The sequence below is a fragment of the Bradyrhizobium sp. AZCC 1577 genome (assembly GCF_036924575.1).
GTDB lineage: Bacteria > Pseudomonadota > Alphaproteobacteria > Rhizobiales > Xanthobacteraceae > Bradyrhizobium.
Genome location: NZ_JAZHRQ010000001.1, coordinates 3,003,812 through 3,018,677, shown reverse-complemented (window position 1 = coordinate 3,018,677; position 14,866 = coordinate 3,003,812). Strand labels below are relative to the sequence as shown.

The following is a 14,866-nucleotide window of genomic DNA, read 5'->3' as shown; positions in this document are numbered from 1 at the left end:
GCCAGGGAATGACATGACCGATTTCACGCGAACAAAATCCCTGTTCGCCATCCCGGATGGCGTGATCTATCTGGACGGCAATTCGCTCGGTCCCCTGCCCGTTGCAGCCGCCGATCGCGTCGGCCGCATGATGTCGGATGAATGGGGCAAGCACCTTATCAAGGGCTGGAACGTCGCCGGGTGGATGACGCAGCCGCGGCGTGTCGGCGACCGCATCGGCCGGTTGATCGGCGCTGCCGACGGGACAGTTGTGGTGGGCGATACGCTGTCGATCAAAGTCTACCAGGCGCTGGCCTCGGCGCTCGAACTCAATCCGTCGCGGCGCGTGATCTTGTCGGACACCGGCAACTTTCCTTCCGATCTCTACATTGCCAGCGGTCTGCTTGAAACGCTCGGCCGTGGCTACGAGTTGAAAGTCGTGGCCCCCGAAGACGTCGAAGGCGCCATCGACGAGACGGTCGCGGTGCTGATGCTGACCGAGGTCGACTATCGCACCGGCCGGCTGCACGACATGAGCGCGCTGACGCGCAGGGCGCATGCCGCCGGCGCCTTGACGGTCTGGGATCTGGCGCATTCCGCGGGCGCGATTCCGGTCGACTTGGAAGGAACCGAAGCCGATTTCGCCGTCGGCTGCACCTACAAATATCTCAATGCCGGTCCTGGCGCGCCAGCCTTCATCTATGTTGCGCCGAAGCACGCCGATACGGCGCGGCCAGCGCTTTCCGGTTGGATGGGTCATCATGCGCCCTTTGCCTTTGACCTCGACTATCGGGCCGGGCCGGGCATTGAGCGAATGCGAGTGGGTACGCCTCCGATCATTGCGATGGCCGCGCTCGACGCCGCCCTCGACGTCTGGGACGGCGTCAGCATGACCGACGTGCGCGATGCATCGATCGCGCTCGCCGACCTGTTCATCCGCGAAGTCGAACGACGTTGTCCCGAGCTGACGCTGGCTTCGCCGCGGAACGGAAAGCGGCGCGGCAGCCAGGTTTCATTTCGTCACCCGGATGGCTACGCGATCATGCAGGCGCTGATCGCGCGCGACGTGATAGGCGACTTCCGCGCGCCGGACATGATGCGCTTCGGCTTTACGCCGCTCTACATCGGAGAAGCCGAGGTTCGCGCGGCAGTCGACGTCCTCGCCGACGTCTTGACCAATCGCCGCTGGGATACCGCGGACTATCGCAAAAAGGCGCTCGTTACATGACTGGCAAGCCCGACGACTCCTCGCATGAGGCAGCCCAGATGTCGTTCGACGGGCGCATGTCCTACAGCGATTATCTGCATCTGGAACGCGTTCTGGACGCGCAAGAGCCGCTCTCGGACGCGCATGACGAACTGCTGTTCATCATCCAGCACCAGACTTCCGAACTCTGGATGAAGCTGGCCATCCACGAAATCCGTTCCGCCATCAAGGCGATCCGCCACGACCAGTTGCATCCTGCCTTCAAGATGCTGTCGCGCGTCGCCCGGATCTTCGAGCAGCTCAATACCGCCTGGGACGTGTTGCGGACGATGACACCCAGCGAATACACCGAGTTTCGCGATCAGCTCGGGCAGTCCTCGGGTTTTCAGTCGTACCAGTACCGCGCGATCGAGTTTCTCGCCGGCAATCGCAATTTGGCGCTGCTTGGCCCGCATGCCCACCGCGCCGACATCATGGCCAAGCTCGAGGAAATTCTCGCTGAGCCGGGCCTCTATGACGAGGCGTTGCTGCTGCTGGCGCGCAATGGTTTCGACATCGGCGAAGACGCGCGCCGAACCGACTGGCGCGTCACGCGCACGCCAAACGACGAGGTTTTGAAGGCCTGGAAGACTATCTATGCGTCGCCAGCGAAACACTGGATGCTCTACGAGCTTGCGGAAAAGCTGGTCGATTTCGAAGACTATTTCCGCCGCTGGCGCTTCAACCACGTCACGACCGTCGAACGCATCATCGGCCTGAAGCGCGGGACCGGCGGCACGTCGGGCGTCTTCTACTTGCGCAAGATGCTCGAAGTCGAACTTTTTCCGGAACTCTGGAGGCTGAGAACAGAGCTTTAAGACGACACCCGATAAGAAGGTTTCAGCGCGGCACCACCGCCGTCGCTTCGATCTCGACGCGGGCTTCCTTCTCGACCAGGCGCACTACCTGCACCAGCGCCATCGCCGGATAGTGCGCGCCGAAAATCTCGCGGTAGACGCGGCCGAGTTCTTTCAGGCTCGCGAGATACTCCTCGATGTCGACGACATACCAGGTCAGGCGCACCAGATGCTCAGGTCCGGCGCCGCCCTCGGCTAGAATCTCGGCGATGTTGGATAGCGTCTGGCGCACCTGCGCGACGAAATCGGGCTCCAGGCGGCCCTGCGTATCCCAGCCGATCACGCCGCCGGTCACCACGAGCCGGCCGTCGGCCGCTATGCCGTTGGCGTAGCCTTTCGGCATCGGCCAGCCGCTCGGCTGCAGCACTTGCGGGCCCGGCGGCGAGGTGTCGGTCGTGGGATGAGGCACCACGCTCAGTGTGGGGCCTTTGGGGGCGGTCACCGGCTTTTCTCCATCAGGTTAGAAATTATTCCGCGGCAACGCTTGGCGACGCCGGGCCGGCCGCAGCCATCTGCCTCAGCGCAAAGCGCCTCAGCTTGCCGGTCTCGGTCTTCGGCAGTTGCGCGACATATTCGATCGCACGCGGATATTTATAGGGTGCAATCGTCTGCTTGACGTGATCCTGCAAGGCCTGCGTCAGCGCAGCGTCGGCAGCAGCGCCGCCGGCCAGAACCACGTAAGCCTTGACGATCATGCCCCGCGCCTCGTCGGGCGCGCCGACCACGCCGCATTCGGCGACGGCGGGATGCGACAGCAGCGCCGCTTCGACCTCGGGGCCTGCGATGTTGTAGCCGGAGGAGACGATCATGTCGTCCGAGCGGGCGACAAAGGACAATCGGCCATTCGCGTCGCGGACAAAGGTATCGCCCGTCAGATTCCAGCCGTCGCGCACATAGTTCGACTGCCTTGCGTCGGCGAGATAGCGGCAGCCGGTCGGCCCGCGCACCGCGAGCTTGCCGATGGTGCCGGGCGGCAATTCGTTCATGTCGTCGTCGACGATTTTTGCCTCGTAGCCCGTCACGGGATGTCCAGTCGTCCCTGCCACCGCATCGCCGATCCGGTTAGTAATGAAAATGTGCAGCAATTCCGTGGAGCCGATGCCGTCAAGAATGGTCTTGCCGGTCTTGCGGGTCCAGCCTTCGAACACCGGCGCCGGCAATGTCTCGCCGGCGGAAACCGCCAGCCGCAGCGACGACAGGTCGGCGCCATTATCCATCGCCGCCATCATCGCGCGATACGCGGTCGGCGAGGTGAAGCAGATCGTCGCCTTGTAGGTCTCGATGATCTTGACCATCTCGGGCGGCGACGCGTTTTCCAATAGCGTCGCCGTTGCGCCGAAGCGCAGGGGGAAGATTGCCAGCCCTCCGAGCCCGAAGGTAAAGGCCAGCGGCGGCGAGCCGACGAAAACGTCGTCCTCTGTAACGTTGAGCACTTCCCTGGCATAGCCGTCCGCAATGATCATGAGGTCGCGATGGAAATGCATCGTCGCCTTCGGCTCGCCCGTCGTGCCCGAGGTAAATCCCAACAGGGCGACGTCGTCGCGCCCTGTCTTCACCGCGTTGAACCGGACCGGCTTGTTCAGCGCCACCCGGTCGAGCTCGGCATCATGGTTGGACGTGCCGTCGAAATTCACCACCTGCTTCAGGAAGCGGCTGGTCTTCGCGCACGCGACCAGTTCATCGGCGATGCGGCTATCGGTCAGCGCCAGCGCAATCTCCGCCTTGTCGACGATCTTGCTCAATTCACCGGCGCGCAGCATCGGCATGGTGTTGACGACGACGGCGCCTGCTTTTGTGGCCGCGAGCCACGCCGCGACCAACGCCGGGTTGTTGCCGGAGCGGATCAGGACGCGGTTGCCGGGCTTGACGCCGTAGTTCTCCACCAGCGCATGCGCGAGGCGGTTGGACCAGTCAGCCAGTTCCTTGTAGGTGCGCTGGCGGCCGTTGCCGATCAGTGCGATCCGATCGCCCCAGCCTTCTTCGACGACCCGATCGGTCAGTTCGACTGCGGCGTTGAGATATTCGGGATACTGAAATTCCGGCCGATCGAGCAGCAGATCCGGCCATTGCTCTGATGGCGGCAGATTTCGCCGCGTAAAATCGTCGACGTGCCCCGACGGGCCGAGAGACCGGCCAAGGGTCCGGCTGGGAGTGTTACCTGACATTTTTAATCTCCCCTCGCTTCCATCCATGAAAGGCTCGAGATCAATATCGAGGACGCCCGGCAACGCCGTCTCACAAATCATTTTAGGCTTAAAACAATTTTTCGCAAGGGTGGAATCAAGGGTGGAATCGCGTATTCCCACGGTAGAGATTAACGGCCGCGCGCCCCCTGCCGGGAACTCGCCCCATCAGGCGACCCGGTAGTCCGGCGCCGCGGCGAGGAAGCGGCCGTAGGCGGCGGCATCGGGCGGGGTAAATTTCTCCACCAGCGGATTGCGCCTTCGTCCGGATACGCCGATGTCGGCGAGCAATTCGTCAAAATGCTTGAAGTGATAGGGCGCGACGCACAGCCCGCCATAGACGCCGGCGGCCGGCCGCTCGACGCGCTTGAAACGCAGCATCATCTCGATGTTGTCGCGCATTTCCTTGGGCGTCGGCTGACGGATGAGCTGGCCGTCGGCATAGCGCACGAGCCAGTTCGCGGCGAGGTCTGCGCACAGCACTGTGCAGAAGCTGGAGTTGAAGCCGACGAATCCCATTTCGGGCAGGTCCGGGTTGGCAATCAGCCGATAGAGCCGATACTGCCCGTCGGGATCGATCAGTCTGTCCCGGTAAGCCTGCGGCAGGAACGGCACACCCAGTTTGTAGCCGATCGCGAGCACGGCCACATCGGCCTGGACGCGCTGCCCGCCGGTCATCACGATCGTATTGCCATCATAGCGCTCAAAACTGCCTCTGATAGCCTTGATGCGCTTGTCCGCGACCATCGCAAAGAATCCCGGTGTCGCGATCGGCACCGAGCAGTTGACGCCGTCTTCGATCCGCTCTTTCGGCACCATGTCGCATTTGCCGAGCTTGAGCTGAATTTTCAGAAGGCTCTCCAGCCCGCGCCAGTTGGCCCAGACGAGCGGCTTTGCCACCGCATGCGCGAACTGTGACATCGCGCCGATGCCCCAGCTCCGGAACATCTCCTCCTGCGCGCGGATGTAGAGAATGCGTTTGAAATTGACCAAGCCGCCGATGAAATAGGGAATCCGCCACACCGGCTCGCGGTACACCAGCGTCACTTCGGCCGCCCCGGAATTGACCGCGTTGACGGCGATATCGGTCGCCGACTTCGAGCCGCCGAGCACGACGATCCTGCGGCCTTTGGCAATCGCCGGGTCGTTGTATTGCGAGGAATGCAGAATGCGCCCGCCCTGCGCCTTGAAGGCGTCTTCGCCCGGCAGGCTGAGTATCTGCGGCTCATTGAACTGCCCGGTGCATACCGCGACGAAATCGAAGTCTTCATGACTGACGCCGCCGTCCGGCCCACGCAGATCGAGCCGCCAGCCCGGCGCAGAGTCGGGCCGACGATCCATTTGCACCACGGTCGTGTTGAAGCGGATCGCGCCGAGGAGATCGTTGTCCTTTGCGTATTCGGTCAGGTAGGCGTGGACCTGCGGACCCTTCGGCCATTCCGGATAGGAATCCGGCATGGCCTTGTCGGTGTAGCGGTATAAATCCTTCGGGCTCTGCGTTTGCACCTCGGGATAGGACCGCGCCGGTTCCCAGACGCCGCCAAGATCGCCGCTGCGCTCGACGAGCGTGATCTGATGTCCGCGCGCGGCGAAGGCTTTTGCGGCCGCAAGTCCGGATACGCCGGCGCCAATGACGCAGACTTTCTTTCGGCTGACCATGACGACGTCTCCAGCGAGGATGAGTTCAGGGAGCTATTCGTTGGCCTCGGGCGGCAAAAAGTTCACCTCATGCTGCGCCGAGATCCGGACCACCTCTTCGGGGTCGGTCAGATTGTGAAGCTGGTTGAACAGCGCTTCGAGCTTCTGCATCGGCGACACCCAGAACAGCGCGCGGGCCGGCTTGTCTGATTTGTTGAAGTAGCCATGCGGGATGCCGCGTGGCATCCGAACCAGGTCTCCGGCCTTGGCCTGCACCCAGACGCCGTCGAGCTTGAGATCGAGAACGCCCTCCTGCACCAGGATGAATTCATCCTGCGTCGGGTGAACGTGCACCGGCACGAATTGTCCGGGCTCGCTGTTGGTCTCGAAGGCGAAGGTTGAATCAGTCACGGCCTTGGGGAAGTAGACCTGACCGAGAATATTCCAGGTCTTGCCGCCGTAGCCGGTGCCGTTCTTGGTGATGCCTTTTTCGAGCGCGGCCATGTCGCCCTCCTCTCGCGGTTGGTGTGGTTGCGATGTCCGAAAAATAGTTCGTGCAGGCTGGATCGAGCCGAAGCGGCCGTCTAGCCGGAAAACGAATCCGGCCGGCTTCGCGCGAAATTTTTCAGATTGCTGCGGCGCAGAATGACGAGCAGACCGCGTTGCCTTCCGACCAGGCACCCACGACTACCAAATCGCCTTTCCAACCACGGCTCCGAGAGATATTATAGGCTTCAAATAATGCGGAGGGCCGGATCGTGGAGACGGGCACCAGCATTGTCAGGCATGACCCGACCGTCCGGCTGGCGGCGTTCAACCGCGTTTCGACCGGCAGCGTCGATGACGCTGCCGCCGCGATCGGCCGGATATTCTGCCCGCATCGACTGATGCCCGAGCGCGGGACATCAGCCGAATTCTTCGCGCTGCATAACAGCGCCGTCTTTGGCGGATTTTCCATCAACTACGTCGCCTATGGCGGGTCGGTGTTGATCGACCCCGGCTGCCTCGAGCGTTTCTTCCTGTTGCAAATTCCCGTGCACGGCTCGGCACGGATCCAGACGGCCTCGTGCGACATCGCAACCGCTCCCGGCGCCAGCGCCTCGCTGTTGTCGCCGACGATCCCGACGCGAATGACTTGGCGGAGCAATTGCGCCCAGATCATTCTGCTGGTCGACCGCCGCCTGATAGAGCAACGGGCCGCGGCATTATCGGGGCGGCCGGCAGGCGCGGTCGAGTTCGAGCACGCGGTCGACCTCTCCTCCGCAGCCGGCCGCGCGCTTCAGTCGCAGATTTTGGAGGTCGTCGATCTTGCCGAGCACCTCGGACCGCGAAGGCCACTTTCGCCGATAACAGCAGCCAGTATACGCGAGGCGTTGTTGGGTGCTTTGCTCCACGGTCAGCATCACAGCGCCAGCGACGCGATCGACCGGTTTGGCGGACGGGCCGAAACGCTGCCACAATCGTTGCGACGGGCGCGCGAGTTCTTATACGCGCACGCGGACGAGCCGCTCGATCTCGTGCGCCTTGCTGCAGCCGCAGGCACGGGCATCCGTGCGCTACAGCTCGGCTTCCGGCGGCATTTCGGCACATCGATTTCCGAGATGCTGCGCGACATCCGCCTCGCGCACCTCAACGTCAGACTGGCCGTCGCCTCCCCTAACGACAGCATCACCGATATCGCATTCGAGCTCGGCTTTACACACCTAAGCAGGATGGCAAGCGCCTATCGCGCCAAGTTCGGCGAAACGCCGTCAGCGACCATGCGCGGGATCAACTAGCGCCCGGCGACTCCTGCGCGATTGTTGTATTCGACCTCGTAGTCCACTTCGGCGCTCAACGGGTCACACTTCCGGTGTCAACTTCAGTCGCCCCGCGCTCTCGCGGATTTCTGCGCCGAAGTTTTGGTCTTGGCCAAGAGGCGCATCAGCTCGCGGACGTCCTTCGGTGTCAGGTCTCCAAAAATATCGGCGATCCATAACTCGTGTTCCGCCGCCATTTTGCGGAATTCGGCACGACCGGCCTTGGTCAGGCGGATCACCTGCACGCGGCGATCGACCTCCGAGGTGCGGCGGTCGAGATGCCCGGATTCGACCAGGCGCTCGACGAGGCCAGTGACGTTGCCATTCGAAACCATCATCCGCTTGGAGACATCGGACAGCGTCATGCCCTCCGGCACCTTGTCGAGCTGGGCCATCAGGTCGAACCGCGGCAGCGTGACGTCGAAGCGCTCGCGCAAGCGGCTGCGTACCTCGCCCTCGATCAAGGTCGTGCAGGTCAGGAGGCGAAGCCACAGCCTGAGTTCGTCGCCATGATGCTCCGGGAGTTCGACGGCCTTGGTCTCTGAATCGAGAGTCATGATCCTATCTTGTCTGCATTTTAACTTTCGGCGAGCTCGAACAGAGCTCAGCTTGGGATCATTGCCCAGATTTCTTTAAGTTTCAAGCAATTGGCGCATGGCTTGCATGGAGGCGTTGCGCTTGCGGGTGCCGTCGCCGTCAGAATAAGCTGCACCCCGAGCATTTGATGTAGCGTAGGTTTTGGCTGCAGGGCCGCCGAACGGAGGAATAATCATGAAGCAGTCGTTGAAACTGACAGGGCTTGCCGTTTTGCTGGGGTTTGCCGCCGCTCCGGCCGCAGCGCAGGAGAAGATCAAGATCGGCGTGATTACGACCTTGTCCGGCCCGGCGGCCGTACTCGGCCAGCAATCCCGCGACGGCTTCCAGCTCGCAGTCAAGGATCTCGGCGGCAAGATGGCCGGCAAGGACGTCGAGGTGATCGTCGTCGACGACGAACTCAAGCCCGATGGCGCCGTGACCAAGGCCAAGGGCCTGCTCGAGCGCGAGACGGTGGATTTCGTCGTCGGGCCGATCTTCTCCAACATCCTGCAGGCCATTCACCGGCCAGTGACGGGGAACAAGACGTTCCTGATCAGCCCGAACGCGGGACCGTCGAGCTATGCCGGCAAGGAGTGCAGCCCGTTCTTCTACGTGACCTCTTACCAGAACGACCAGGTTCACGAGATCCTCGGCAAGGTCGCCCAGGACCGCGGCTACAAGCGCATGTACGTGCTGGTGCCGAACTATCAGGCCGGCAAGGATTCGGCGGCCGGATTCAAGCTCGACTACAAGGGCGAGATCGTCGAGGAGAGCTATACACCGCTCGGCACGCTGGATTTCCAGGTCGAGCTGACCAAGATCGCCTCCTCCAAGGTCGATGCGCTGTTTACCTTCATGCCGGGCGGCATGGGCGTCGGCCTCGTCAAGCAGTACCGGCAGGCCGGCCTCGCCGACAAGATCCCGGTGCTGTCGGCGTTCACGGTCGACGAATCGACCCTGCCCGCGCAGCAGGATGCCGCCGTCGGCATGTTCGGCGGCGCCAACTGGGCGCCGAACATGGACAATCCCCACAGCAAAAAATTCGTCGCTGCTTACGAGGCTGCCTATAACAGCGTGCCCGGCACCTACGCGATGCAGGGCTATGATACGGCCATGCTGATCGACAGCGCGGTGAAGGCGGTGAAGGGCGATCTGAAGAACAAGGACGCGGTCTCGGCCGCGCTGAAGAAGGCCGAGTTCACTTCGCTGCGCGGCGACTTCAAGTTCAACGTGAATGGCTATCCGATCCAGAATTTCTATCTGACCAAGGTCGCCAAGCGTCCGGACGGCAAATTCCAGACCGAGATCGTCGAGAAGGTGTTTTCCAACTACGGCGATCGCTATGCCAAGGATTGCACGGCCGCGAAATAACAATCGAGAGGGAGCGACACTATGAAGACTGAAATCGCCGGCATTACCCGCGCCAACGAGGGAATCCAGGGAATTTCCTGGAGCATCCTCGGTCAGACCTATGTGCCGAAGAGCATCACCGAGCATTCCTTCTCCTGGCATGCGACGTTGCCGCCCGAGACTTTTGTGCCGCCGCACATCCATCCCGATCAGGACGAGTATCTCTACATCCTGGAAGGGCAGCTCGACTTCTTTCTCGACGGCGCCGATACGCAGGCGACACCCGGCGATCTGGTTCGCCTGCCGATGGGCAAGCCGCACGGCATCTTCAACAAGTCGGGACGGACCGCGAAGACGCTGTTCTGGGTCTCGCCGACACGGCGGCTCTACGACCTGTTCTGGGCGATCCACAACATGAAGGAGCAGAAGCCGGACGCGGTGGTGGCGCTGGCGGCCGAGCACAACATCCACTTCCTGCCGCCGCCTCCGGGGGCGTGAGTTACGCCCGCACCGCCGCGAGCCCGACCTGCGGCGCGGCGAAGCCGGCCTTCGACGCATAGCCGCGCACGATCGCTTCGCGCTGGGCGTGGCTCAACACCTTTTCGATATCGGTAAAGCCGTCCGGCGCCAGTTGCTCGACGGCGTCGATCACGCCCTCGGGGCCGCCGCGGCGGTTCGCGCGCACGATCTCCGCCGTCATCGGCAGGCGCTTCTTCTCATAGGCAACCAGCGCCTGGCGCGGATGTTCGGCGCGCGCCAGTTCATCGGCCAGTGCCCGCGCGTCGAGGATCGCTTGCGAGGCGCCATTCGATCCGACTGGATACATCGGATGCGCGGCGTCGCCGAGCAGCGTCACCCGGCCCCAGGTCCAGTACGGCAAGGGATCGCGGTCGCAGCACGGATATTCGTAAAATTCCGGCGTCGCCGAGATCAGGCTACGCACGTCGACATATGGCACCTTGAAGCGCTCGACATGCGGCATCAGCTCCTCGCGCTTGCCGGGCCGCGACCAATCCTCGCGGCGCGGCGGCGGCGAATTGCCGTCACCGATCTTCACCAGCACCGCCCAGTTGGTCAGCCGGCTCGATGGACTTGAGCCTTCCGCAATCGGATAGACCACGACCTTGGCATTCAAGCCGCCGGCCACGATCATCGAGCGGCCGGTCAGGAACGCCGGCCAGTCGCGCGCGCCGCGCCACAGCATCAAGCCGTTCCAGCACGGCGGTCCCTCGTCCGGAAACAGCATCTCGCGCACGCGCGAATGAATGCCGTCGGCGCCGACCAAAATATCGCCGCGCGCGGTTTCGACGTGGGAGCCGGTGCGGTCGAAGAAGTGCGCGACCACGCCGCCTTCATGCTGGGCAAACGCGCCGAGGCGGCAACCGGTGTGGATCGCCTCGTTGCCGAGCCGTTCCTCGACGGCGCGATGAATCACGCTTTGCAGGCGGCCGCGGTGGACCGAGAATTGCGGCACGTCGTGTCCGGCATCGAGGCCGCGCGGTTCGCGCCAGACCTCCTGGCCGTGGCGGCTGAGATAGTACAGTTGATCGGTACGAACAGCGGTAGCGTCGAGCCGGTCCAACAGGCCGAGGGCGGTTAGTTCTCTGATCGCATGCGGCAGTGTGTTGATGCCGACGCCGAGTTCGCGGATGGTGTCGGACTGCTCGAACACTTCGCAATCGATGCCGCGGGCGCGCAGCATCAGCGCGGTGGTAAGGCCTCCGATGCCGCCTCCGACGATGATCGCTTTCATGCGCGTAACTCCACTCTATTCTTCGACCTCTCTCCGCTGGCGCGGGGCGAGGGAACGATAGAGCCTGCCATCCGGCCTATTCGGCCGCAAGCGGCTTTGTCGCCTCGGCTTTCAGCTCGGCGCGGGTTTTCGGTTTAGCCTTAACCTTGAGGTCCTCGAAATCCTGCCGGTCGCGTACGCTGTTGCGGAAAATCTGTTCCTTGCCGGGCAGATATTGCGGCGGACAGGCAATGTCGGCGCCATACCAGGCCGCAGCCCGCATCGTGAAGAACGGATCGACCAGATGCGGCCGGGCGAGCGCGACGAGATCGGCGCGACCGGCGGCCAGAATCGTGTTCACCTGGTCTGCGGTGGTGATGTTCCCGACGCACATGGTCGCGACGCGGGCCTCGTTCCGGACCTGATCGGAGAACGGCGTCTGGAACATCCGGCCATAGATCGGCTGCGCGTCGCGCACGGTCTGGCCCGTCGAGACATCGACGAGATCGACGCCGGCTTCGGCGAAGGCGCGCGCGATCGCGACCGCGTCATCGCCGGTGATGCCGCCCGCGGCCCAGTCGGTCGCCGAGATGCGAACCGACATCGGCTTGTGCGCCGGCCACGCCGCGCGCATCGCCTCGAACACTTCGAGCGGATAGCGCAGCCGGTTGGCGAGCGTGCCGCCATATTTGTCGGTGCGCTGGTTGGTCAGCGGCGAGATGAAGCTCGCCAGCAGATAGCCATGGGCGCAGTGCAGCTCCAGCATGTCAAAACCGCAGGCCACGCCGCGCAACGTGGCCGCCACGAACTCTTCCTTGACGCGGCCCATCGCGGCGCGATCCATTTCGCGCGGCACCTGGCTGTCGGGGAAGTAAGGCAATGGTGACGCCGAGATCGTATCCCAGCCGCCCTCTTCCAGCGGCCGGTCCATCCCCTCCCACATCAATTTGGTTGCGCCCTTGCGGCCGGCATGACCGAGCTGCAGGCAGATCTTGGCGGCCGAATTGGCGTGGACGAAATCGACGATGCGCGTCCAGGCGGTCTGCTGCTCGTCGTTCCATAGACCAGTGCAGCCGGGCGTGATGCGCGCGTCGCGGCCGACGCAAGTCATCTCGGTGAAGATCAGTCCCGCGCCGCCGATGGCGCGCGAGCCGTAATGCACCAGGTGGAAATCGCCGGGCACGCCGTCTTTCGCCGAATACATGCACATCGGCGACACCACCGCGCGGTTCCTCACTTCCATCTCCCGCAGCCTGAGCGGCTGGAACATCGGCGCCGTCGGCTTGTCGAGGTCGACATCGAATCCTTTGGCGCGAACCTGCTTCGCAAACGCCTTGTCGACTTCGCGGACGAACTCCGGCGCGCGCAGCGTGAGGTTATCGTAGGTGATCGCCTTGGCGCGGGTCATGACGCCGAACGCGAACTGCACGGGATCGAAATCCCAGAAGCGGTCGACGTGCTCGAACCAGACCAGCGACACGTCGGCGGCGTGCTGGATCTTCTCGACCTCCTCGCGCCGCCCCTGCTCATAGGTCTGCAACGCGGCGTCGACGGTCGGCGCCTGCGCCATGGCGTCGGCGAGCGCAATCGCGTCTTCCATCGCGAGCTTGGTGCCCGAGCCGATCGAGAAATGCGCGGTCGCCTTGGCGTCGCCAAGCAGCACCATGTTGTCCTTGATCCAGCGCTGGCTGCGGATCATCGGAAAATTGCGCCACATCGAGCGGTTGATCAGTAGCGGATGGCCGTCGAGGAACCAGCCGAAGATTTCGGCCATGCGATCGGCGGACTCACGTTCGCTGAGGCCTTCGAGGCCGGCGCGGTGGAAGGTTTCGGCGTCGGTCTCGAAGATCCACGTCGAGCGGCCGGCTTCATACTGATAGGCGTGCGCGATGAACGGGCCCCACTCTGTCTCCTGGAAGATGAAGGTGAAGGCGTCGAGCGGCCGGGTCGAGCCCATCCAGGCGAATTTGTTGGAGCGCAGGTCGATCTGCGGCTGGAAATGCTCGATGTGCTTGTCGCGGAAGCGGCTGTTGATGCCGTCGGCGAGCACGATGAGATCGGTGTCGGCGAAACGGGCTTCGTCGTCGATATCGATTTCGAACAGCAATGTGACCCCGAGTTCGCGGGCGCGCTCCTGCAGGATCAACAGCAGCGTGCGACGCGAGCAGCCGCAAAAGCCGTTGCCGCCGACGCGGTGGACGGTGCCGCGGAAATGCACGGCGATGTCGTCCCAATAGGCGAATTCCTGGGTGATGCGGCGGTAGCTCGGCGGATCGTACTTTTCGAAATTGTCCAGCGTGGCATCGGAGAACACGACGCCGAAGCCGAAGGTGTCGTCGGCGCGGTTGCGCTCATAGACGGTGATCTCGGCCTGCGGCCGCTGTTTCTTCAAGAGGATCGCGGCATAGAGACCGGCCGGTCCGCCGCCGATAATCGCGATCTTCATCTACCGCCTCCGAAACAGGCTGTCGGGCTAGTTCCAAATTACTTTAAGCCTAAAGTAATTTCGGAGCAAGCCCCTGTTACCACCTCTCCGCCCTCATCCTGAGGAGCGGCCTTTAGGCCGCGTCTCGAAGGATGGGCCACGGGGCTGCATGGTTCGAGACGGCGCTAACGCGCCTCCTCACCATGAGGGGATGAATGGGCCTCAATTCCCCTGAAACACCGGGGTTCGCTTGTTCGAGAACGCCTCGAACGCCCTCGCGAAATCTTCCGTGGTCATGCAGAGCGCTTGCGCCACCGCCTCGGCCTCGATCGCTTCCTCCACCGACATTGCCCATTCCATCGCCAGCATACGCTTGGTCACGGTGTTGGCGAAGGTGGGTCCTTCCGAAATCTGCTTGGCCAGAAGCTGCGCCTGCGGCAGCACCGCGTCCGGCGTAACGATGCGGCTGAAGAAGCCCCAGCGCTCGCCCTCCTCCGCGGTCATGAAGCGGCCGGTGTAGAGCAGTTCCGACGCCCGTGATTGCCCGATGATGCGCGGCAGGATCGCGCAGGCGCCCATGTCGCAACCGGCGAGCCCGACCTTGTTGAACAGGAAGGCGACCTTGGCGCCGGTGGCGGCCAGGCGCAGATCCGAGGCCATGGCCATGATCGCGCCCGCGCCGGCGCAGATGCCCTCGACGGCGGCAACGATCGGCTGCGGGCAGGCCCGCATCGCTTTCACCAGGTCGCCGGTCATGCGGGTAAAGGCGGTCAGTCCCTTGGTGTCCATCTGGATCAAGGGGCCGATGATCTCGAACACGTCGCCGCCGGACGAGAAGTTGCCGCCCGCGCCTGTGACGACGATGGTTTTGACTTCGTCATCCATCGCGCAGGCGCGGAAGAAATCGGTGAGCTCGCGGTAGCTTTCGAAGGTCAGCGGATTCTTTCGCTCAGGACGATTGAGCGTCACCGTGGCGACGCGATCCACGACCGCCAGCACAAAATGTTTCGGCGAATAGTCGGCCAGCGGCAGCGTGACGGGGTTGGCAGGCTTGCTCATGGGATCTCCCTGAATTGCATTG

13 protein-coding genes are annotated in these 14,866 nt (G+C 63.2%); 5 read left to right on the top strand and 8 right to left on the bottom strand.

All coding sequences use genetic code 11. From position 1 onward, the window contains the following. The first annotated feature begins 13 nt into the window (after positions 1-13). Both kynU and kynA read left to right on the top strand, forming a co-directional pair. Positions 14-1,207 (top strand): kynureninase, encoded by a 1,194-nt coding sequence (kynU, locus tag V1278_RS13985; RefSeq protein WP_334381144.1) that lies wholly within the window; start codon positions 14-16, stop codon positions 1,205-1,207. Continuing rightward, entirely contained in the window at positions 1,204-2,043 is an 840-nt protein-coding gene (kynA, locus tag V1278_RS13980) for a tryptophan 2,3-dioxygenase (RefSeq protein WP_334364077.1), read from the top strand. The genes kynU and kynA overlap by 4 nt, the downstream gene beginning before the upstream one ends. A 22-nt stretch (positions 2,044-2,065) precedes the next feature. On the opposite strand, the gene V1278_RS13975 is transcribed toward kynA, so the two are convergent. The 4 genes from V1278_RS13975 to V1278_RS13960 all read right to left on the bottom strand — a co-directional run bounded on the left by V1278_RS13975 (position 2,066) and on the right by V1278_RS13960 (position 6,407). After that, a complete protein-coding gene (locus tag V1278_RS13975; protein ID WP_442893659.1) occupies positions 2,066-2,524 on the bottom strand; it encodes a RidA family protein in 459 nt (152 codons plus the stop codon). Between the two features lie 25 nt (positions 2,525-2,549). Further along, complete coding sequence (locus V1278_RS13970) at positions 2,550-4,247, bottom strand: benzoate-CoA ligase family protein (protein ID WP_334381143.1); 1,698 nt, start codon at positions 4,245-4,247, stop codon at positions 2,550-2,552. 186 nt (positions 4,248-4,433) lie between these two features. Further along, entirely contained in the window at positions 4,434-5,924 is a 1,491-nt protein-coding gene (locus tag V1278_RS13965) for a flavin-containing monooxygenase (RefSeq protein ID WP_334381142.1), read from the bottom strand. Positions 5,925-5,957: 33 nt separating this feature from the next. Beyond that, positions 5,958-6,407, bottom strand: coding sequence for a cupin domain-containing protein (locus V1278_RS13960; protein ID WP_334364080.1), 450 nt, complete (start codon positions 6,405-6,407; stop codon positions 5,958-5,960). A gap of 254 nt (positions 6,408-6,661) precedes the next feature. On the opposite strand from V1278_RS13960, the gene V1278_RS13955 reads away from it, so the two are divergent. Next, on the top strand, positions 6,662-7,681 hold the full coding sequence (locus V1278_RS13955) for an AraC family transcriptional regulator (protein WP_334381141.1): 1,020 nt from the start codon (positions 6,662-6,664) through the stop codon (positions 7,679-7,681). 83 nt (positions 7,682-7,764) lie between these two features. On the opposite strand, the gene V1278_RS13950 is transcribed toward V1278_RS13955, so the two are convergent. Further along, a complete protein-coding gene (locus tag V1278_RS13950) occupies positions 7,765-8,259 on the bottom strand; it encodes a MarR family winged helix-turn-helix transcriptional regulator (RefSeq protein WP_028347469.1) in 495 nt (164 codons plus the stop codon). Positions 8,260-8,473: 214 nt separating this feature from the next. Here V1278_RS13950 and V1278_RS13945 point away from each other — a divergent pair, with 214 nt between their 5' ends. Together V1278_RS13945 and V1278_RS13940 are read left to right on the top strand one after the other, a co-directional pair. Next, complete coding sequence (locus V1278_RS13945) at positions 8,474-9,649, top strand: ABC transporter substrate-binding protein (RefSeq protein ID WP_334381140.1); 1,176 nt, start codon at positions 8,474-8,476, stop codon at positions 9,647-9,649. Between the two features lie 21 nt (positions 9,650-9,670). Then, positions 9,671-10,126 carry a cupin domain-containing protein gene (locus V1278_RS13940; protein ID WP_334381139.1) on the top strand — a complete coding sequence of 152 codons (456 nt, stop codon included), beginning with the start codon at positions 9,671-9,673 and terminating at the stop codon, positions 10,124-10,126. A 1-nt stretch (position 10,127) separates the two neighbouring features. Here the strand turns inward: V1278_RS13940 and V1278_RS13935 are convergent, their stop codons facing one another. The 3 genes from V1278_RS13935 to V1278_RS13925 form a co-directional block, all read right to left on the bottom strand. Then, a complete protein-coding gene (locus V1278_RS13935; RefSeq protein WP_334381137.1) occupies positions 10,128-11,381 on the bottom strand; it encodes a flavin-dependent oxidoreductase in 1,254 nt (417 codons plus the stop codon). A gap of 76 nt (positions 11,382-11,457) precedes the next feature. After that, positions 11,458-13,806 carry a bifunctional salicylyl-CoA 5-hydroxylase/oxidoreductase gene (locus tag V1278_RS13930; RefSeq protein WP_334381136.1) on the bottom strand — a complete coding sequence of 783 codons (2,349 nt, stop codon included), beginning with the start codon at positions 13,804-13,806 and terminating at the stop codon, positions 11,458-11,460. A gap of 201 nt (positions 13,807-14,007) precedes the next feature. Next, positions 14,008-14,844 (bottom strand): enoyl-CoA hydratase family protein, encoded by an 837-nt coding sequence (locus V1278_RS13925; RefSeq protein ID WP_334381134.1) that lies wholly within the window; start codon positions 14,842-14,844, stop codon positions 14,008-14,010. Positions 14,845-14,866: the final 22 nt, after the last annotated feature.